Here is an 18527-nt window from a genome sequence, read left to right as displayed (position 1 = left end):
GTAAGTGATAAATCTTTTACTTGTCCTTCATGCGAAGATCAAGATTATCCAGTATTAGCTCCGGTTTCCCGAAGTTATCCCAGTCTTACGGGCAGGTTGCCCACGTGTTACTCACCCGTTCGCCGCTAGGAGCTAAAAGCTCCTCGCTCGACTTGCATGTATTAGGCACGCCGCCAGCGTTCGTCCTGAGCCAGGATCAAACTCTCCAAAGAGTTTGAGCTAAGCTCAATTTAAAGTAATTAAACAGGTCTTGGTTCATTCACTCTTTAGTTTTCAAGGAACACTTGCTTTTTTGTTTATGCCACCGTATCGCGGCGACATGTAATAATATATCATGCTCTACAAAAGGAGTCAACAACTATTTTTCACTTTTATTTTATCCACAAACCCCTTCTAATTATCCACAGCTTATCCACAGATTTTAGCATGCTCAATCAGCCGATCAAAAAGATGATCTCTCTTATCAGTCAATAAATGTCTGGACCAACAGATACACGTTTAGAACCGCTATAACCACAGCAACAAAGTATGCAATCACTTTCGTAACTGTGGAATTCACAAATGATCCCATCTTCTTCTCATCACTCGTAAAAAATACAAGCGGAAATACTGCAAATGATAGCTGGAAAGACAAGATTACCTGACTAACTATGAGAAGCTCCATCGTTCCCTTTTCTCCATATAGCGCTATGACGATAACCGCAGGGATAATGGCAATGATACGAGTAATTAATCTCCTGAGCCATGGCTTTAGGCGAATATTCAAGAAGCCTTCCATAATGATCTGTCCTGCTAGTGTACCCGTAAGAGTTGAGTTTTGCCCTGAAGCCAATAAAGCCACCCCAAATAAAATACTTGCCACCGACGATCCCAATAGTGGACTTAATAGCTGATACGCTTGATCAATATCATCTACTACCTTTCCAGAGCTAAAAAACGTGGCCGCAGACAGGATTAAGATGGATGCATTAATAAATAGCGCGAAAAATAGCGCGACGGTAGAATCAATAGTTGAAAATTGAATGGCTTCCTTCTTCTCTTTCACTGTGTTTCCATACTCCCGAGTCTGGACTATGGAAGAGTGTAAATATAAATTATGTGGCATTACCGTTGCCCCTAGAATGCCAATCGCGATGTATAACATCTCAGGATTTGTCACGATCTCCTTCTTTGGAATAAAGCCTTTTAATACATCCGAAATAACCGGCTGAGATAGAAACAATTCAATAGCAAAGCATCCACCAATGATTAAGATCAATGAAATAACTAATGCTTCAATGTAACGAAACCCTTTATTTTGCAACATAAGAATAACAATGACATCTAGAGCCGTTAAAAGCACGCCGTAGATCAGAGGAACCCCAAACAAAAGATTTAACGCAATGGCTGTCCCAACTAACTCCGCTAAATCACATGCCGCAATTGCAATCTCGGCAAATACCCAGAGAACAAATGAAACGGGCTTACTATAATCATCTCGGCAAGCTTGTGCTAAATCACGCCCTGTTACAATTCCTAACTTCCCAGCCAATGATTGAAGCAACATAGCCATTACATTTGAAATCAAGATTACAAATAGGAGATCGTAGTGAAATAAAGAACCACCTGCCAAATCAGTCGCCCAGTTCCCAGGGTCCATATATCCTACTGCTACTAGATAACCTGGCCCTATAAAAGCTAACATCTTTCGAAACCATGATCCGTTTTTGGGAACTGGCATCGAACGATACACCTCTGACAGAGATGGCTGAACACGATCTCGCTTCCAACCACTTGTTATAGATGGATCTTCTTTTGTTGAATCCATTTATTTTCACCTCACAAAAGAAAATTGGTTTAAGGAAAGAAATTAGGTAAAAAAAACCAAAAAAGTGAGCATTCCATCAATAATATTGTACAGTATACCCCAACAGAATCCAAAAATCTACTTGAGCTTACAGAGCAAAAACAGCCCCTACTCTTTGATTTCACAAAGAGTAGGGGCTGTTTTGTTGCAAATCTGTTATCGTTATTTCGCAATCCGAAGTCGATTCATTGAACGTATCAAAGCGGCTTCTGCGCGGATGAGATCCCCTTCAGCAGAGTGAATCCGTCTTTCAGCACGTTCTTTGGCTTGTAGTGCACGGTTTTTATCGATCTCGCTCGCTGTCTCAGCTGATTCAGCTAAGATGGTCACTTGATCGGGACGTACTTCCAAGAATCCGCCACTCACTGCAATCTCTTCTTCCTGTCCATCATTCTTAATACGAACGATAGTAGCCTGAAGAGGAGAAACGAGCGGAGCATGTTTGGGCATAATCCCAATATCTCCGTCCGCCGCACGAGTGATGATCATGTCTACGTCTTCCGAGTACACTTTTTTCTCCGGAGTTACAATGTCGAGATGAATTTTACTCATAAACATCTCTGCAATCCACTTCCATCTTAGAAAATGGAAAGCAGGTCTTCACCTCCCTAATCGGTTTCAATCAGGATCTATTAAGCTCCAGGTTTCCAACCAAGTTTCTTCGCCTTCTCGATTGCATCGTCGATATTTCCGACCATGTAGAAAGCTTCTTCTGGCATGGTATCATGCTTACCATCTAGAACTTCACCGAAGCTACGTACTGTTTCTTTAACAGGCACATATACACCTGGTTGACCTGTAAATTGTTCCGCTACATGTAAGTTTTGAGCAAGGAATTTCTCGATCTTACGAGCCCGTAGAACGAGCAATTTATCTTCGTCAGACAACTCATCAAAGCCGAGGATGGCGATGATATCTTGTAATTCATTATAACGTTGCAGGAGTTGCTGTACGCCACGAGCAACGCGATAATGCTCATCCCCTACGATTGCAGGAGTCAAAATACGAGAAGTAGATGCCAATGGGTCTACCGCTGGGTAAATCCCCTTTTGAGTTAAACGACGTTCCAAGTTAGTGGTTGCATCCAAATGAGAGAATGCAGTTGCTGGAGCTGGGTCGGTATAGTCATCCGCAGGAACGTAGATCGCTTGAATCGAGGTTACAGAACCTGTTTTCGTGGATGTAATACGCTCTTGCAATTGACCCATTTCAGTCGCAAGGGTTGGTTGGTAACCTACCGCAGATGGCATACGACCGAGAAGCGCAGATACTTCAGAACCTGCTTGAGTAAAACGGAAGATGTTATCTACGAAGAACAATACGTCTTGTCCTTCAGAGTCACGGAAATACTCAGCCATCGTTAAACCAGTCAAAGCAACACGCATACGTGCGCCTGGTGGCTCGTTCATTTGACCAAATACCATTGCGGTTTTACTTATTACACCAGAGTCTTTCATTTCATGATAGAGGTCATTTCCCTCACGGGTACGCTCTCCAACTCCAGCAAATACAGACAAACCACCGTGCTCTTGAGCAATATTGTTGATAAGCTCCTGGATCAATACGGTTTTACCTACACCTGCACCACCGAAAAGGCCGATTTTACCACCTTTTGCGTATGGAGCTAATAAGTCTACAACTTTAATACCTGTTTCAAGCATCTCTTGTTGTGTAGATTGTTGGTCGTAACTAGGTGCTGGACGGTGAATTTCGTATTTTTCTTTAGATTCTACTACGCCCGCTTCATCGATCGGTTCACCCAATACGTTGAAAATCCGGCCTAAAACTTCACGGCCAACTGGTACGGAGATACCAGCTCCTGTGTCTACTACTTCCATATCACGAACAAGACCATCGGTGGATTCCATCGCAATAGTACGAGCCGAGTTGTCACCAAGATGAAGGGCTACTTCTAACGTAAGCTCACTTCCATCGGCGCGAGTTACTTTCAATGCGTTATTGATTTCAGGAAGGTTGCCGGCTGTAAATTTTACGTCGACGACAGGTCCCATTACCTGAAGGATACGCCCAGTGTTCATATGATTCCCTCCTTAGCGTTTTGTACCGATCTATCTTCAATCCCTATTACAGGATGGAAATAATCAATATAGTATAAGTGCCATCAATCCTAAGATAAAGCTGCTACGCCACCCACGATTTCTGCGATCTCCTGGGTAATTGCCGCTTGACGAGCACGGTTAAATTCCAAGGTAAGACGTTCAATGATTGCAGTTGCATTATCAGTTGCGCTGGTCATCGCAGTCATACGAGCTGCAAACTCAGATGCTTTTGCATCAAGAAGTGCACTGTAAATCAATGTCTCAGCGTAACGCGGTAACAAATCCGCTAAAACCTCTTCTTCTGATGGTTCGAATTCATAAGGAGTTTTGTTTGAAACCCCTTCGAGTTCATCGCTTGCTAGAGGAAGTAGGCGCTTGACAACAGGACGTTGCACAACTGGGTTTACAAACTCATTGTACACAATATACAACTCATCGAATTTCTCCTCCGCATAGAAGTTCACTGCTTGACTTGCAATGGCTTTTACATCGGAGAATTGAGGACTATCTGATAAGCCAACAATACTGCTAATCAGTGGGGTGTTACGCTTTTTGAAAAAGTCCAATGCCTTACGACCTATGCTAAATACAACATAATCATCATTTGAAGCGTGGCGCTCTTTAACCGTATTAGTCATCAAACGAAGAAGATTACTGTTGTATCCACCAGCCAAACCACGATCGGAAGAAATGACGAGATAACCCGTTTTCTTAACTGGACGCGATACCATCATCGGATGATTGATGTTACTTGATCCAGATGCGATACTCATAATTACATCTTTCATTTTCTCTGCATAAGGACGAGCTGCCGTAGCTTGCTCTTGAGAGCGACGCAATTTGGAAGCAGATACCATTTTCATCGCTTTCGTAATTTGCATGGTCTTATTCTTGGATCGGATACTTTCTTTAATATCCCGCATACTAGCCGCCATGTATGTTCACCATCCTTTCTCACATGATCCCCGTAGGACTACTTAGGTAGCCCCACAGTTCTCAGGAAGGTTAAGGTTCTCAATTTATTAAACCGTTACTGCAAAGGTCTTTTTGAAAGATTCGATCGTTGCTTTTAGGTTTGCTTCGATATCTTCCTCTAATTTTTTGCGATCACGAATGCTTGCAAATAGGTCTGCATGGTTTGCATCGATGAAAGCATGAAGCTCGGATTCGAAGCGACGAACATCCGCTACTGGAACATCATCCACATAACCACGAGTTACTACATAAAGAGAGACCACCTGCTTCTCGACAGGCATTGGTTGATGCTCAGGTTGTTTTAAGATTTCAATGGTCCGCTCACCACGAGACAATTTCGCACGGGTTGCATCGTCGAGGTCAGAACCGAATTGAGCAAATGCTGCCAACTCATTGTACTGAGAAAGGTCGAGACGCAAGGTACCTGCTACTTTGGACATCGCCTTAATTTGCGCTGAACCACCTACACGAGATACGGAGAAACCGGTGTCAACCGCTGGACGAACTCCAGAGTGGAACAGACGGGACTCAAGGAAGATCTGACCATCTGTAATCGAAATTACGTTGGTTGGAATGTAAGCCGAGATATCTCCCGCTTGAGTTTCAATGAATGGGAGAGCTGTCAAGGAACCGCCACCACGCTCATCCGAAAGTTTCGCTGCACGCTCTAGTAGACGAGAGTGTAAGTAGAATACATCCCCTGGATATGCCTCACGACCTGGAGGACGACGAAGCAAGAGAGAAAGTTCACGGTAAGCCGCTGCTTGCTTAGACAAGTCATCATATACACAGAGAACATGTCCGCCGTTGTACATGAAGTACTCACCCATAGCTGTTCCAGCATATGGAGCTAAGAACAAGAGTGGAGCTGGGTCAGACGCACTTGCCACGACTACGATGGTGTAGTCAAGAGCGCCATGACGACGTAGTTTTTCTACTACGTGTGCAACAGTTGATTGTTTTTGTCCAATCGCTACGTATACACAAACCATGTCTTGATCTTTTTGGTTAATGATTGCATCGATCGCAATCGTGGTTTTACCTGTTTGACGGTCTCCAATGATCAACTCACGCTGACCACGGCCGATTGGTACCATTGCATCAATCGCTTTGATTCCCGTTTGCATCGGCTCGTTAACCGATTTACGATCAATTACACCTGGAGCATTTGATTCAATCGGACGGAACTCCGTTGTTTCAATTGGACCTTTGCCATCAAGTGGTTGACCGAGTGGGTTTACTACACGTCCGAGTAGTGCTTTGCCTACTGGTACTTCCATCAAGCGACCTGTACGTTTTACTTGGTCTCCTTCACGGATCTCTTGGAATGGCCCTAGTATTACTACACCCACTTGACTCTCTTCCAAGTTTAATACCATACCCATTACACCATTACTAAATTCAACAAGCTCACCAGCCATTACGTTGGTTAAGCCATGTACGCGAGCAATACCGTCCCCTACTTGGATTACGGTACCAACATCGATCACTTCTACATCAGCGCTGTATTGTGCGATGCGATCCTTAATCAGGGAGCTAATTTCTTCTGGTCTAATGCTCATTGAGTGTCACCCCAATCCTTCGCTTGTATTGATCTATCCGACTCTGGCTTCTTTCAATGTAACTTGAAAGCGTTCCAGCTTGTTTTTCACACTACCATCATATAGACGGTCTCCTACTTGTACGACCAAACCACCTAAGAGGCTTCGATCTACTTTTTCTTCGATTCGTACTTGTCTACCTAAGATTTTCGTAAAAGCATCTGTTACTCCATCACGTTCTGCATCTTCAAGGGTAGAAGCAGAGGTCACGATCACTTCTAGTACGCCTTTTGCATCGTCCGCTAGCTTCGTAAACTCTTTCGAGATCTCAGCTAGAGCCTCTTCACGACGAGCCTCAACAAGTACGTGGAGGAAGTTCTTCGTGATAGGTTGAACTTGGTTAAAAACGCTTGAGATCAGTTCTTTCTTTTCCTCAAGCGCTATTTTAGGAGATTGCAATAATGTTACAAACTCAGGCGTTTTCATTAGTGCTTCACTAATCAATTGAAGATCTCTATCTACCTCGTCTACGAGATCCTTTTCGTTGGCTGCTTGATACAGTGCACTGGCATAGCGTTTTGCAATGATTACATAGCTCATTGTAATCGCCCTACCTGATCAAGATAAGCATTCACAAGGTTTGCTTGTTTCTTTTGATCTAAGCTTTCGCCAACCAACTTCTCAGCCAACTGAACGCTTAATGCGCCCACTTCCTCACGCAAGCTAGCAAGTGCTTTCACTTTTTCTAGCTCGATTTCTTTCTTCGCATCTGCAAGCATTCGCTCTGCTTCAGACTTCGCCTTACTCATGATCTTCTCTGCTTCAACCTCTTTTTGAGTTTTGGCACGATCGATCATTTCTTTCGCTTCATTACGAGTCGCAATCAACAACTCTTTTTGTTCAGCGACTAGCTTCTCCGCATCTGCACGGTGCTTTTCTGCAGTCGTAATCTGGTTCTCGATATGCTTGGTACGTTCATTCAACGTAGCCATCAATGGGGGAAGAGCCTTTTTGTAGACCAATAATAGTAAGACGAAAAAGATTAGCAATTGCACTAAGCTAGTTCCAAAACCACTAAATTCCACGACTAGTCACTCCTTCCAGATTGAAATAAAGCGGGGCAAAATACCATCCCCGCATGTTGCAAATTGTATAGACAAATTAGCCGATTACGTTGAATAACAACAAGATACCCATAGCCACTCCGATAATAGGAAGAGCCTCGATTAGACCGAATAAAATCATGGTTTGTCCAAATAGGGTGCTACGTGTCTCAGGTTGACGTGCAACCCCTTCGATATACTTTGAAAACAGATTTGAGTTACCAATCGCAGCTCCAAATGCAGCTAGACCGATCATAATCGCAGCAGCTAATAGTTCCATTTTTTCCATTGAAATAATTCCTCCTAAGAAATTGTGTTTTATAAGCCCATTTTAATGACCAGAGATTTTTTGACCGATATATACATTGGCCAATACCGTGAAGATATAAGCTTGGATCATCCCGACAAACAGAGAGAAACCAATCCAAACCCCTACTGGCAACGCGGTAACCAGTGGATTAAACTTCGTAAGCAAAATCGTAATCAAAATCTCACCTGCAAAAATATTTGCCCACAAACGCATCGCATGAGTGGTCGGCTTTGCTAACTCCTCAACAATATGCAAGGGATTCCGAAAAGGCTTGATCCAGTTAGAGAAACTGGTCTTAATCCCCATGTAGTTGGCAAACAGAGCAATCGCAATCGCCATTGTAAAAGCAAAGCCAATATCAGCAGTAGGTGATTTCAACCACGCTACGTGTGCTGCCCCATCATGAAATTTATCTGCCGTAATACCTAACGCTGGAATAGGGCTGTGAACTTCTGAAGCAATCATTAAAATAACACCGATCTGATTCGCTACTAAGACAAACAGGAACAATGTAATGGAAAATGCCACAAACTTCTCTGCTCTCTTACGATCGTATGTCATCTCGGTGATACCACGGATTAGATCCACCACCATCTCCATTCCCGCTTGTAGCCCACGCGGAACCATACTCACTTTACGTGTTGCGAAGTAGACCAATCCATATACGACTACTGAAGCAAGTAGTGTAGCAAGAATAATGGTTAAATCAAATGTTAAACCTGCTACTGTAACTTTTGGGGTTATCTCCATTTTGTTTGTTTCACCCCCTTCTTCGGATCAACTATTTTTGATTGGCTGGTAGTGAGAAATATACAAAAACAGAGAAAATATAACAAGCTGGTACGCCTAGAATAATTCCTCTACCATCAATCTGCTCTGGAAATCGTACAGCCAGCAATATAGAAAAAATTACCATAAAAACCCGTTGGATCATTCCAAGGCTCTTGCGTGCTGCTCCAGTTTCAACGATAGACTCACCTACAAGTCTCACTCTTCTTGCGAGGTGGAGAAAATTGTACAAACTAACAGAAAGGCCTAAGGCAACGCCAGCTAGTAAAGGTTTGTGAGGAGTAAGGAGCCAAAAAGTTAAGAGTGTGATGAATAGCACAAGTGTGATCACCACTACACGGTAGTAAATGGGTTTTGTTGTGGATTCCATGTGGAGGTCAATCCTTTATAAATGCTCGTAACGTGTACCCCGCTGCTACAAATCCAGCGGTTAACCCGATAAACACCCCAATGATAAGTAGGGTAGGTTCGGTTTGAAAGTATGTATCGAGATACTTCCCAAGATAAGCCCCACCTACTGTCGTCAGAATCACTTCCATACCCAATGAACCGACCAATGCAAGTGCATGCAAAGGGCTCCTTTTCTTTATCATCACAAGTCATCTCCCATATTTTTATAGGTAATATGGAATCTGTGGGTAGTGTGATTTCAGGCGTTTCCCATGCTTATACTAATAGAACCATCCGATGATTGTCAACGCTTTCTTCAGCCAATCATATAAAAGTTTCTGGGAATGGCTCCTTTATTAAATCGCAGATTCCTTGGCATCCATACTCTCACTATCGTATTCAAAAAACACGAAAAAATTATTAAGCTTGCATGAAAGGTTTCAAGAATTATTTCGTGCCGAATAGACGATCTCCTGCATCACCTAGTCCGGGGATGATATAACTCTTTTCATCTAACCGTTCATCGACGGCAGCTGCATAGATATCTACATCAGGATGTTCCTCTTGTAGGTGCTCAATGCCTTCAGGGCAAGAGATTAGACACATAAATTTAATATGTTTCGCACCCATATTTTTGATTTGTTGGATGGCCGTAGCAGCAGAAGCACCTGTGGCTAGCATTGGGTCAATGACAATCAGCTCCCTCTCTCCGATGTCGGATGGCATCTTTGCATAGTAATTGATTGCTTTCAGTGTTTCTGGATCTCGATAAAGTCCGATATGACCCACTTTTGCCGCTGGGATCAGTCGAAGTACGCCATCTACCATGCCTAGACCTGCACGAAGAATCGGAACGAGTCCAATCTTTTTCCCTTCTAGGACTTGGCATGTAGCTGTGGTGACGGGGGTCTCGATTTCTACTTCCCGAAGTGGCAGATCGCGTGTGATTTCATAAGCCATCAACATCGCTACTTCTTCGACTAACTCACGGAATTCTTTGGTTCCTGTACTTTTATCACGAATGATGCTCAATTTGTGCTGAATTAAAGGGTGATCAAATACGTAGACATTGCTCATATGTTTAAAACTCCTTTATCTCGATCATAGCTACATTATTTACCAAAATCTTTACATCTATATTCGTGCGAAAAACCACTACCCAATATAGTGGTTTTTCGCCTTCCCTCATCATACATCTTACCCTTACTCACTAAATTCTGGATAAAGAGGAAACTTCGCAGTTAACTCTGCCACACGGCGACGAGCTTCACTTTGAATCGTCTCATCATCTGGATTCTTAAGTGCAAGACCCATGATCTTCGCAATCTCATCCATCGCCTGCTCATCCATTCCACGAGAGGTGACGGCAGCTGTACCGATACGAACCCCGCTTGTTACAAACGGACTCTCTGGGTCGTTCGGAATCGTGTTTTTATTCGTGGTAATTCCGATTTCATCTAGCAAGTGCTCGGCCTTCTTACCGGTCAAACCAACCGTTCGAACATCAATCAACACGAGATGATTATCGGTTCCATCTGAAACGAGCTTCAATCCCTCTGCTTTTAATCCTTCAGCTAAACGGTTGGCATTTCGGACAACATTACCTGAGTAAGTACGGAACTCTTCGGATAGTGCCTCTCCAAAAGCAACTGCTTTCGCAGCGATCACATGCATTAGAGGGCCGCCTTGGATACCAGGGAAAATCGCTTTATCGATCTTCTGTGCGTACTCCGCTTTACAGAGAATCATACCTCCGCGTGGTCCACGTAGCGTTTTATGCGTTGTGGTCGTAACGAAATCAGCGTATGGAACTGGGTTAGGATGATGTCCCGTGGCTACGAGTCCTGCAATATGAGCCATATCCACCATAAAGATAGCTCCAACCTCATCCGCGATTTCTCGCATCTTAGCAAAATCAATGATACGAGGGTACGCGCTCGCACCAGCAACAATGCACTTTGGCTTATGCTCTAACGCCACTTGGCGCACTTCCTCGTAATTAATGCGGTGGGTATTCTCATCGACTCCATAAGCAACAAAGTTATATAGCTTTCCTGAGAAGTTAACAGGACTTCCGTGGGTGAGATGACCTCCGTGGGCCAGATTCATTCCTAGGACGGTATCGCCATACTCTAACATCGCATAATAAACAGCCATATTAGCCTGGGCGCCTGAATGCGGTTGAACATTTGCATGCTCAGCACCAAACAATTTCTTCGCACGATCGCGAGCTATGTTTTCCACGACATCAACATGCTCACAACCGCCATAATATCGTTTGCCCGGATACCCTTCCGCGTATTTATTCGTTAGGATACTTCCCATTGCTTGCATAACTGCAGGGCTAACGAAGTTTTCGGAAGCAATCAGCTCAATATTGTGTTGCTGGCGATGCAACTCTGCCTGCATTGCCTCTACTAACTCTGGATCTTGATTTTTTAAGTATTCCACCGCGCGTTTCCCCCTTCTGATCAAAAGCCACTCACTCTATTTTAACAAAGGAACTTTTATCTGACAGCATTGATTTTCTATCTCTCATACGTAAGTAGCTCGCGCTCCGCCAATCAATTTGGGACGAGTGATCGCCATGGTAACATGAGCTTCGCCAATATGGCGCTGGGCAGGTCTTATGGGAACCGCTACCGGTTTTAAATGCATGCCAATAAATGTATCGCCGATATCGATAGCCGCGTCGGCTTGTATCGTTTCAACGAGTACAGAGTCTTGAAAGTGATGAAAGGCGTAGGAAGCCATAGCGCCACCTGCATTTGGTACAGGGATTACGGATACTTCAGGATAGTGGTATCGTTCTTGAGTGGAACGTTCCATTACTAAGGCACGATTTAAGTGCTCGCAACACTGGAAAGCAAGTTGAAATCCGTGCTCCTCCTGCAATTCTCGCAGAGCTGAGAAAATCTCTGCCGCTACTTGATCGCTCCCACCCATTCCGATCTGCTTTCCAATCACTTCGCTGGTACTTACTCCGATGACAAGCAGATGCTTCTCATGAAGACTGAACGCTTGGATGAGCGACTGAACTACCTGCTTGGTTTGTTCATAAATCGTACCTGTCATAACTCCTCGACTCTTTCGAGTTCAGTAATTTTATTTACCCGACGCAGATGACGATCCCCTGCAAATTCAGTGGTCAACCAAGCATGTGCGATGGATTTTGCTAAGTCTCCACCTACAACGCGTTCACCTAACGCTAACACATTCGCATTATTATGTTCACGACTCATACGTGCGGAGTATTCGTCACTTACCACAGCACAACGAATCCCTTTTACTTTATTAGCTGCAATCGACATCCCGATGCCTGTACCACAAATCAAAATACCACGATCAAATTCACCCTTGGCAACGCGCTTGGCCACCGGCTCGGCATAGTCTGGATAGTCGACAGACTGATCGGACGCACACCCTATATCTTCAAACTCCATATGTAAATCCGCTAGCAGGCTTTTTAATTCTTCTTTCAAACGAATGCCTCCATGATCGGATGCAAGAATAATACGCATATAAAAACCTCCACCTCTTTATCATATCATCCTTAGTATACCCATAAATAAAGGGGTGGAGGGAGTTATTCTATTCATTTTCGGAATTGAAATTCCACTTCCTCAACAGTTGTCGTATTGCTTGTTCAATTTCATTTCTCGTCTCTTGATACATTTCTACTGAACCACCATAAGGATCTGGGATATCCTGATCAGGGTCTTGGGCACCGTACGCTAAGCCTTTGAGGGTAAACATTTTCTCTTTCGCTTCGGGAAATATTTGTTCCAAGATCGCTTGATGACCTGCTGTCATCGTCAGAATTAGGTCTGACCAACGAATCAATTCGGGTGTGATCGCTTGTGATCGGTGATCGTGGTCGATTCCTTTTTCTTGCAATGCCATACTGGAGTACTCTGAAGCTTCCATACCATCATAGGCATGTGTACCTGCCGATTTCACCTCCAGGTCGATAAGAAACTCTTGGCTAATATTTCGAAGTAACGCTTCTGCCATCGGGCTTCTACAGGTGTTTCCTGTGCAGACAAACAAAATTCGTTTATGAACCAACTTGATCCCCCGTTTCATCTCTACGTTGTTAGTGCATGCCATGTAATCCCTGAAAGTGAAAAAGATGGATCACATACATTAAGATCATCCCACAACTGATTCCGATAAATGCGTTTCTCTTAGACAGCTTCCATGATCGAAGTAGCACTTCCCACGCCACCCAGACCATGGTAGTCGCCGCAAACACCAGGGCAATCGCAATCCACCTAGGTGAATAAATAAATCCGCCCAGCCACGTACCTAGCGGAAGAACAGCACCACTTAGTAGTCCGATTAGCCCAACTAGTCTCTTAGAACACCTCGCCGCAAGCAACGGTGCGCCTATGCTCATCCCTTCTGGAATGTTATGAATGACCATAGCCAAGCTAATCGACATCCCCATCTCTCTCATCGTGCCAAATCCGATTCCAATCAATGCACCCTCAGGAATATTGTGCAATGCAATGGCGGCAAATAAATACATTCCTAGTTTTGCATATTCTTGATTTCCTTCTTGTCCTCTTACTTTACCGAATGGCATTTGATGAATCAACACCAAGATAAGTCCAGCTAATCCCATCCCTAAAAATGCTTCTGTCCAATTTCCATATTGAAACGAGACTGGCAATAGAGTCCCGTAGGTAATCCAAAGCATCACACCTACTGATAAACCAAGTGAAAAAGCGAGAACCCGTTTGTTAATAGGGAGAAAACAAACGAGAACGGCACCGATAAACGTAGATACTCCTGTTAATGCGCTATATAAAATAGCTTCGTTGATCAACCCCATAGAAATGTTACACCTAGGACAAACAAAATGACGCCACCTAAGATTTCTCCATATCTACCCATCCAGGTTCCCATAGACTTCCCGATCATCAGTCCAAGGACAGTCAAAATGCCCCCTGATAACCCAAATAGGATAACAGCAAGCAGACGATCCGCCGAAAAAAGTCCCATACTAAGTCCTGCCGAAAGACTATCCAGACTTACACTCATCGACATCATCGTTAGCCCCATAATCGTCCCACTTCGGATCAATACCTCTTCCGAATTCCGGAAGCTATGAATAACCATGTTTCCACCTAGAAAACAGAGCATGCCTCCCCCTACTAAAGAGGCAATTTCTTTTATGTATACACTTAAATATTCCCCTATATATATCCCACATAACGGCATCACAATATGAAAAAAAGCAACAAGGATACAAAATAACACCATTTTTTCAAAGGAAGGATGTTTCACCCCCAAGCCGATTCCGATCGAGAGAGCATCCATCCCAAGGGCAATCGCTATAATCGTAAGTGTAAGAATCTGACCGACATCTGGTATGGACTCTAACATTAGTAGCCCCCTCCTTGTCCCATCTATGATGTAACCTATGCTTGGACAACACAAAAAAGAACCGGCCTACTTGACCAGTTCTTTCGCTTGAATCCCTAGAAAATGGGGGATGATATGTTCCGCACCTACACGTATCAATTTTTCTTTTTGTTTTCCTTGAGCAACACCCACAAATAGCAAATCTAAATGACAAGCTGTTTGATAATCCCAGACACCATCCCCAATGGAGATGATTCGTTCAAAATGGTCCACCTGATATGTATGTTTCGCTTTTTCAATTGCGCTCCTTACAATCTCCTCCCGCGTCTCTCCTTCCGTTGCGGTGGAGAGTACAGGGACACAATCGATACCAGAAAAAATAGCTAACTTATCTTCAGCCGCACTTCTGAGGGAGCCGGTTGCAAAACAAAATGGAATTCCTTCCACGGATAAATGATGTAGAAAATCACCCGCACCTGGAATTTCCTGTATTTCACTATGTTTTCTATATTCTACATAAATTTGATGAAATTGACGTTCAAATCGGACTAGATCATCTGGTACTACTTGCACCTGATTGTACCGACCATTCTCATAAAAAATATGAGAATCCGTAAAGTGCTTGTAAGCGCCCAAATCAGGATTAATCTTTGGATAACCAAATGCTCGTAACGACTCCAGATACACACGCTGGTGTAAATCAGTTGACTCTGTTAACGTGCCATCAATATCAAATACAAAAAGCAAAGACATGAGAATTCCCCTCTCCACCCTAGCTCCCGCTAAACTCGGATCATTCGTCCTTCAGCAGCTTTTCTCATCCGGTTCATCACAGAAGTGAATATTCCGCGCTCGGGAAATGTCTCTGCATAGATGACATCGATCTTCTCTTGATCAAATGTACGGAGGGCATCATACAAACCTCTAGCTACAGACTCAGGGTCAGAGCGAGAGCCACAAGCGACCACGAGATTCGCCTGTTTAAAGTAATGTTCTCGTTCCTCGGTTGTTAATACTCCTACCCTTTTTCCTTGATGGACATCCTCTTTTATCATACGGTTCACACGCCCGACCACTTTCAAAGGCTCCCCATGCACGAGAACCATCTCTCCTGATGGAGCATAGTGCCGATACTTCATCCCCGGAGAACGTGGCTTTGATTTCTCGCTGTACAAGTTGGGATCTACTTCTACATCCCCTAAAACATCTCGCAATTGCTCTAGCGTCACACCACCAGGACGTAGTAACATCGGCACATCCCCTGTTACATCTAGCACAGTCGACTCGATTCCTACCCCTGCATTCCCACCATCCAACAAGACGTGGAACCGGCCAGACAAATCATGCCAAACATGCTGGGCCTGTGTAGGGCTAGGCTTACCCGATCGATTGGCACTGGGCGCCGCCACCGGGATATCGGCCACTTGTAACAATGCCACCGCCACGGGATGCGAGGGGAATCGTACGGCCACGGTATCTAAGCCAGCCGTTACATTATCCGCGATTTTTCCATTATGGGGGAATACCAGCGTAAGAGGGCCTGGACAAAAATGTTCCATACAGATTTTCGCTACAGATGGAATCTTCTCCACCCATTTCACTACTTGTTCAGGGGAACCTAAATGAATAATCAATGGATTGTCCGATGGACGTCCCTTCGCTTCAAAGATTTGTGCAACGGCTACCTGAGAAGTCGCATCCGCACCTAGTCCATAGACAGTTTCTGTCGGAAAGGCAACCAATCCACCCTCTCGAAGAAGTTGTGCTGCACGAATGATTTCTGGTTGTCGTTTTAACCCCTCTATGGTATCCGTGGAATCAACTTCCCACCAATGGGTGATCACTTGTTGCACACATCATTCTCCTTTAAATCTAATGATACAGGCATGATTCCCTTCGGAATACTAACGGGGAACCTTTAACTTTTAGCTGATCTACATGTGGTAACTCTTGAATTTCATCTGGCAATTGGTCAAACGGAACGCTTTCAAAACCAATCTCCTGTAGCCATGGAGAAGCACCGTTCGCAAACAAGTATACTTCTTCCAGATCGAGATGTTCTGCATAGGACAGCAAGATCTGCATCAATTTCCAGCTCACTTCTCCATTCCAACTTGCTCTTGCTACGACTAATGAACGCAATAAAGCACACGATTCATAGATTTCCATCCCTGCCGCCCCCACCATCTGAGCGGTTTCATCATCTGCCGGGGGAATTTCCACCACAAAAAAGTGTTCTAAATGCTTGTCCACCCCATCATCGTCCAAGCTAGCTTCCCGAAGCAATCGTTCAATTTCCCCTTGATCCTCCGGTTTGGCACGACGAACGATAACCATAAATTCATCCTCCTCCATCTCTTTGCTATTGTTTCAACATCTATGTAGGGATGAATCGTTTTAGAACAAAAAAACCCGGAACAAACCGGATTTTTGCTTAATTAATCATTCCACAGACTACTTAAACGTTCAAGTAGATAAAATTTAACTTCAGGATTTTTTTTCTTATGTGAAGTATTCTTCTCAACATTTGGCTCATAAACTTGATGATCTGATCCAATAGAAGCAGACAATGTAGCAGTTGGATCGGAAACTTCTTTTGGAATCGCCTCACCACTACTCATGTCAATAAAACATAACGGCGGGAATAAGACACACCACCAGTTCTCGCCTTTACCTTCCCCAATCGTAACACGAAGCGCCTCATACTCTCCAGCAGGGTATACTTGGTCACCATATAATTTGGTAGGAAAGGGTACTTTTGCAAATGTTACATCCACTGCATCCTGAATTCCATATGTACGTAATGTTTTTTGGGCGATTTGCTGAAAAGAAGAAAGTTTCGACTGAATCAACTGACGCGCTTCGTCAATATGCTTTGGCTTCATAGCCCAGCGCTGCATCTCCTCAACAATTTCATCCCGAACTTTTCGCTTGATCCACTGATCCGTCGAAGAGTCACTATTTGCAATGACACGAAGGCGGATTGCTTCTGCAGGAATGCGATTTTGGGCATTAGCATTAGAGTTAGTACTATTGTTATCATTCTCATCTGATAAATGTGGGAGTACTTTCTCTCCACGTAATTGTTCAACAAACACAAATCCTGTAAAACCCACCGATAAGAGCAACAATCCTATAAATAAAAAAGTATAAGTCCGTTTCATATCAAGATTTCCCCCTCATCATCCTACTTTCAGTATGGACAAGTTACGGGGGATTTAATCTGTTTTTTATGAAAAATTTTACCAGTTACACATGGCGCCATCCAAAAACCATACGATCCAAACCAGCATAATCCTGGCGAATTTCAGTCTTGGACATACCTGGGATCGATTGAACTAATCTTTCAACCTCCGACCCCTGACTAGCACCTATCTCAAAAGCAACCAGCCTGAGATTAGGCCACGAACATAAGTCACCACAGAGCAATCGATAGGGATCTAGTCCATCACTCCCACCGTGTAACGCTAAATGTGGCTCAAAGGATCGAACTTGCTTTTCTAAGCCTAACATCTCATCACTTGAAATATAAGGTGGATTGGAGACAAAAATCTGAAACCGATCTTTTTTTGAAATAAGTGGCTCCACTAAATTCCCCTGCATAAACTCCACCCGCTCTAGAACGTCGTAAGAGGCCGCATTTCGGCGAGCGACACCCAGGGCTTCCGAAGAGAGATCTACGGTCGTCACAGTCCAATTAGGGGCCTCTAACACCAAACTAATCGAGATGCAACCACTTCCAGTCCCTACTTCTGCTATCCAAACTTCTTCATCACCAAAAAGGCTCTTTCCTTCTTGAAGAACACCTTCGACTAATAGCTCCGTTTCAGGCCTTGGAATTAAGACGGACGAATTGACTTCATACACACGTCCATAAAACTCTTGATCCCCTACGATGTATTGGATCGGTTCCCCTTCCGCTCTACGAGCTAGCCACTTATCCCACTCCAATGTTACATCGGCCGGAAAAGCATCTGCCATCTTCATAAATAATTGTGTTCGATTCAGTCCTAACAAACGGCGCAATAACAACTCAGCTTCAAATTCGGGTGAATCGCTTCCTCTATCTCGTAAAAAAGAGGAAGCCCCTGCAAATGCTTCCCGAATCGTTTGACCGGTATGCATTGGGATTCCTCCTGATCC

At 43.9% G+C, this 18527-nt stretch carries 23 protein-coding genes and 1 rRNA gene; all 24 read right to left on the bottom strand.

Annotated elements, in window-relative coordinates; translation table 11 throughout:
- A 16S ribosomal RNA gene (locus BT147_RS11365) occupies positions 1-212 on the bottom strand; the annotation flags it as partial.
- Between the two features lie 251 nt (positions 213-463).
- Entirely contained in the window at positions 464-1807 is a 1344-nt protein-coding gene (locus tag BT147_RS11360; RefSeq protein WP_072335258.1) for an Nramp family divalent metal transporter, read from the bottom strand.
- Positions 1808-2008: 201 nt separating this feature from the next.
- Positions 2009-2398, bottom strand: coding sequence for a F0F1 ATP synthase subunit epsilon (locus tag BT147_RS11355; RefSeq protein ID WP_072335284.1), 390 nt, complete (start codon positions 2396-2398; stop codon positions 2009-2011).
- An 80-nt stretch (positions 2399-2478) separates the two neighbouring features.
- Complete coding sequence (atpD, locus tag BT147_RS11350) at positions 2479-3885, bottom strand: F0F1 ATP synthase subunit beta (protein WP_072335255.1); 1407 nt, start codon at positions 3883-3885, stop codon at positions 2479-2481.
- An 89-nt stretch (positions 3886-3974) separates the two neighbouring features.
- Positions 3975-4841 carry an ATP synthase F1 subunit gamma gene (gene atpG, locus BT147_RS11345; protein ID WP_072335252.1) on the bottom strand — a complete coding sequence of 289 codons (867 nt, stop codon included), beginning with the start codon at positions 4839-4841 and terminating at the stop codon, positions 3975-3977.
- An 87-nt stretch (positions 4842-4928) separates the two neighbouring features.
- On the bottom strand, positions 4929-6443 hold the full coding sequence (gene atpA, locus BT147_RS11340) for a F0F1 ATP synthase subunit alpha (protein WP_072335249.1): 1515 nt from the start codon (positions 6441-6443) through the stop codon (positions 4929-4931).
- A 33-nt stretch (positions 6444-6476) separates the two neighbouring features.
- Positions 6477-7022 carry a F0F1 ATP synthase subunit delta gene (locus BT147_RS11335; protein WP_072335246.1) on the bottom strand — a complete coding sequence of 182 codons (546 nt, stop codon included), beginning with the start codon at positions 7020-7022 and terminating at the stop codon, positions 6477-6479.
- A complete protein-coding gene (atpF, locus tag BT147_RS11330) occupies positions 7019-7507 on the bottom strand; it encodes a F0F1 ATP synthase subunit B (protein ID WP_072335243.1) in 489 nt (162 codons plus the stop codon). The genes BT147_RS11335 and atpF overlap by 4 nt, the downstream gene beginning before the upstream one ends.
- Positions 7508-7583: 76 nt before the next feature.
- Entirely contained in the window at positions 7584-7805 is a 222-nt protein-coding gene (atpE, locus tag BT147_RS11325; protein WP_072335281.1) for a F0F1 ATP synthase subunit C, read from the bottom strand.
- Between the two features lie 51 nt (positions 7806-7856).
- On the bottom strand, positions 7857-8585 hold the full coding sequence (gene atpB, locus BT147_RS11320) for a F0F1 ATP synthase subunit A (RefSeq protein ID WP_072335239.1): 729 nt from the start codon (positions 8583-8585) through the stop codon (positions 7857-7859).
- A gap of 31 nt (positions 8586-8616) precedes the next feature.
- The gene (locus tag BT147_RS11315) at positions 8617-8994 is read right to left on the bottom strand and encodes an ATP synthase subunit I (RefSeq protein ID WP_072335236.1); all 378 of its coding nucleotides are present in this window, start codon (positions 8992-8994) and stop codon (positions 8617-8619) included.
- 7 nt (positions 8995-9001) lie between these two features.
- A complete protein-coding gene (locus BT147_RS11310; RefSeq protein WP_072335232.1) occupies positions 9002-9217 on the bottom strand; it encodes an AtpZ/AtpI family protein in 216 nt (71 codons plus the stop codon).
- Between the two features lie 244 nt (positions 9218-9461).
- Positions 9462-10091: a uracil phosphoribosyltransferase gene (gene upp, locus BT147_RS11305; RefSeq protein WP_072335229.1), complete on the bottom strand. Its 630-nt coding sequence runs from the start codon at positions 10089-10091 to the stop codon at positions 9462-9464.
- 126 nt (positions 10092-10217) lie between these two features.
- The gene (glyA, locus tag BT147_RS11300) at positions 10218-11465 is read right to left on the bottom strand and encodes a serine hydroxymethyltransferase (RefSeq protein WP_072335226.1); all 1248 of its coding nucleotides are present in this window, start codon (positions 11463-11465) and stop codon (positions 10218-10220) included.
- 84 nt (positions 11466-11549) lie between these two features.
- A complete protein-coding gene (locus BT147_RS11295; protein ID WP_072335223.1) occupies positions 11550-12089 on the bottom strand; it encodes a TIGR01440 family protein in 540 nt (179 codons plus the stop codon).
- Complete coding sequence (gene rpiB / locus BT147_RS11290; protein WP_072335221.1) at positions 12086-12535, bottom strand: ribose 5-phosphate isomerase B; 450 nt, start codon at positions 12533-12535, stop codon at positions 12086-12088. The genes BT147_RS11295 and rpiB overlap by 4 nt, the downstream gene beginning before the upstream one ends.
- A gap of 70 nt (positions 12536-12605) precedes the next feature.
- Entirely contained in the window at positions 12606-13082 is a 477-nt protein-coding gene (locus BT147_RS11285) for a low molecular weight protein arginine phosphatase (protein ID WP_286119367.1), read from the bottom strand.
- A gap of 28 nt (positions 13083-13110) precedes the next feature.
- Positions 13111-13851 (bottom strand): ZIP family metal transporter, encoded by a 741-nt coding sequence (locus BT147_RS11280; protein ID WP_072335219.1) that lies wholly within the window; start codon positions 13849-13851, stop codon positions 13111-13113.
- Entirely contained in the window at positions 13842-14405 is a 564-nt protein-coding gene (locus BT147_RS11275) for a manganese efflux pump MntP (protein ID WP_072335217.1), read from the bottom strand. Before BT147_RS11275 ends, BT147_RS11280 begins: the two co-directional genes overlap by 10 nt.
- A 66-nt stretch (positions 14406-14471) precedes the next feature.
- Positions 14472-15137: an HAD family hydrolase gene (locus BT147_RS11270; RefSeq protein ID WP_072335215.1), complete on the bottom strand. Its 666-nt coding sequence runs from the start codon at positions 15135-15137 to the stop codon at positions 14472-14474.
- Between the two features lie 29 nt (positions 15138-15166).
- The gene (locus BT147_RS11265) at positions 15167-16228 is read right to left on the bottom strand and encodes an L-threonylcarbamoyladenylate synthase (RefSeq protein WP_072335275.1); all 1062 of its coding nucleotides are present in this window, start codon (positions 16226-16228) and stop codon (positions 15167-15169) included.
- A 28-nt stretch (positions 16229-16256) separates the two neighbouring features.
- Positions 16257-16721 (bottom strand): GNAT family N-acetyltransferase, encoded by a 465-nt coding sequence (locus BT147_RS11260; protein WP_072335213.1) that lies wholly within the window; start codon positions 16719-16721, stop codon positions 16257-16259.
- A 101-nt stretch (positions 16722-16822) separates the two neighbouring features.
- Entirely contained in the window at positions 16823-17548 is a 726-nt protein-coding gene (spoIIR, locus tag BT147_RS11255) for a stage II sporulation protein R (protein ID WP_072335211.1), read from the bottom strand.
- Positions 17549-17633: 85 nt separating this feature from the next.
- Positions 17634-18509, bottom strand: a complete 876-nt coding sequence (gene prmC, locus BT147_RS11250; protein ID WP_072335209.1) for a peptide chain release factor N(5)-glutamine methyltransferase — start codon at positions 18507-18509, stop codon at positions 17634-17636.
- Between the last annotated feature and the right edge of the window lie 18 nt (positions 18510-18527).

Source organism: Thermoactinomyces sp. DSM 45891 (genome assembly GCF_900119485.1).
GTDB lineage: Bacteria > Bacillota > Bacilli > Thermoactinomycetales > Thermoactinomycetaceae > Baia.
The sequence above is the reverse complement of the archived record's forward strand: the minus strand, read 5'-3'. Positions and strand labels throughout refer to the sequence as shown.

Coding starts and splice junctions, on each gene's coding strand:
- BT147_RS11275 (WP_072335217.1), bottom strand. CDS start 14,405: ATGTTAGAGTCCATACCAGATGTCGGTCAGATTCTTACACTTACGATT.
- spoIIR (WP_072335211.1), bottom strand. CDS start 17,548: ATGAAACGGACTTATACTTTTTTATTTATAGGATTGTTGCTCTTATCG.
- atpA (WP_072335249.1), bottom strand. CDS start 6,443: ATGAGCATTAGACCAGAAGAAATTAGCTCCCTGATTAAGGATCGCATC.
- BT147_RS11360 (WP_072335258.1), bottom strand. CDS start 1,807: ATGGATTCAACAAAAGAAGATCCATCTATAACAAGTGGTTGGAAGCGA.
- upp (WP_072335229.1), bottom strand. CDS start 10,091: ATGAGCAATGTCTACGTATTTGATCACCCTTTAATTCAGCACAAATTG.
- BT147_RS11315 (WP_072335236.1), bottom strand. CDS start 8,994: ATGGAATCCACAACAAAACCCATTTACTACCGTGTAGTGGTGATCACA.
- atpE (WP_072335281.1), bottom strand. CDS start 7,805: ATGGAACTATTAGCTGCTGCGATTATGATCGGTCTAGCTGCATTTGGA.
- BT147_RS11270 (WP_072335215.1), bottom strand. CDS start 15,137: ATGTCTTTGCTTTTTGTATTTGATATTGATGGCACGTTAACAGAGTCA.
- BT147_RS11310 (WP_072335232.1), bottom strand. CDS start 9,217: ATGATAAAGAAAAGGAGCCCTTTGCATGCACTTGCATTGGTCGGTTCA.
- atpG (WP_072335252.1), bottom strand. CDS start 4,841: ATGGCGGCTAGTATGCGGGATATTAAAGAAAGTATCCGATCCAAGAAT.
- BT147_RS11260 (WP_072335213.1), bottom strand. CDS start 16,721: ATGGTTATCGTTCGTCGTGCCAAACCGGAGGATCAAGGGGAAATTGAA.
- BT147_RS11335 (WP_072335246.1), bottom strand. CDS start 7,022: ATGAGCTATGTAATCATTGCAAAACGCTATGCCAGTGCACTGTATCAA.
- BT147_RS11355 (WP_072335284.1), bottom strand. CDS start 2,398: ATGAGTAAAATTCATCTCGACATTGTAACTCCGGAGAAAAAAGTGTAC.
- rpiB (WP_072335221.1), bottom strand. CDS start 12,535: ATGCGTATTATTCTTGCATCCGATCATGGAGGCATTCGTTTGAAAGAA.
- prmC (WP_072335209.1), bottom strand. CDS start 18,509: ATGCATACCGGTCAAACGATTCGGGAAGCATTTGCAGGGGCTTCCTCT.
- BT147_RS11280 (WP_072335219.1), bottom strand. CDS start 13,851: ATGGGGTTGATCAACGAAGCTATTTTATATAGCGCATTAACAGGAGTA.
- atpD (WP_072335255.1), bottom strand. CDS start 3,885: ATGAACACTGGGCGTATCCTTCAGGTAATGGGACCTGTCGTCGACGTA.
- BT147_RS11295 (WP_072335223.1), bottom strand. CDS start 12,089: ATGACAGGTACGATTTATGAACAAACCAAGCAGGTAGTTCAGTCGCTC.
- atpB (WP_072335239.1), bottom strand. CDS start 8,585: ATGGAGATAACCCCAAAAGTTACAGTAGCAGGTTTAACATTTGATTTA.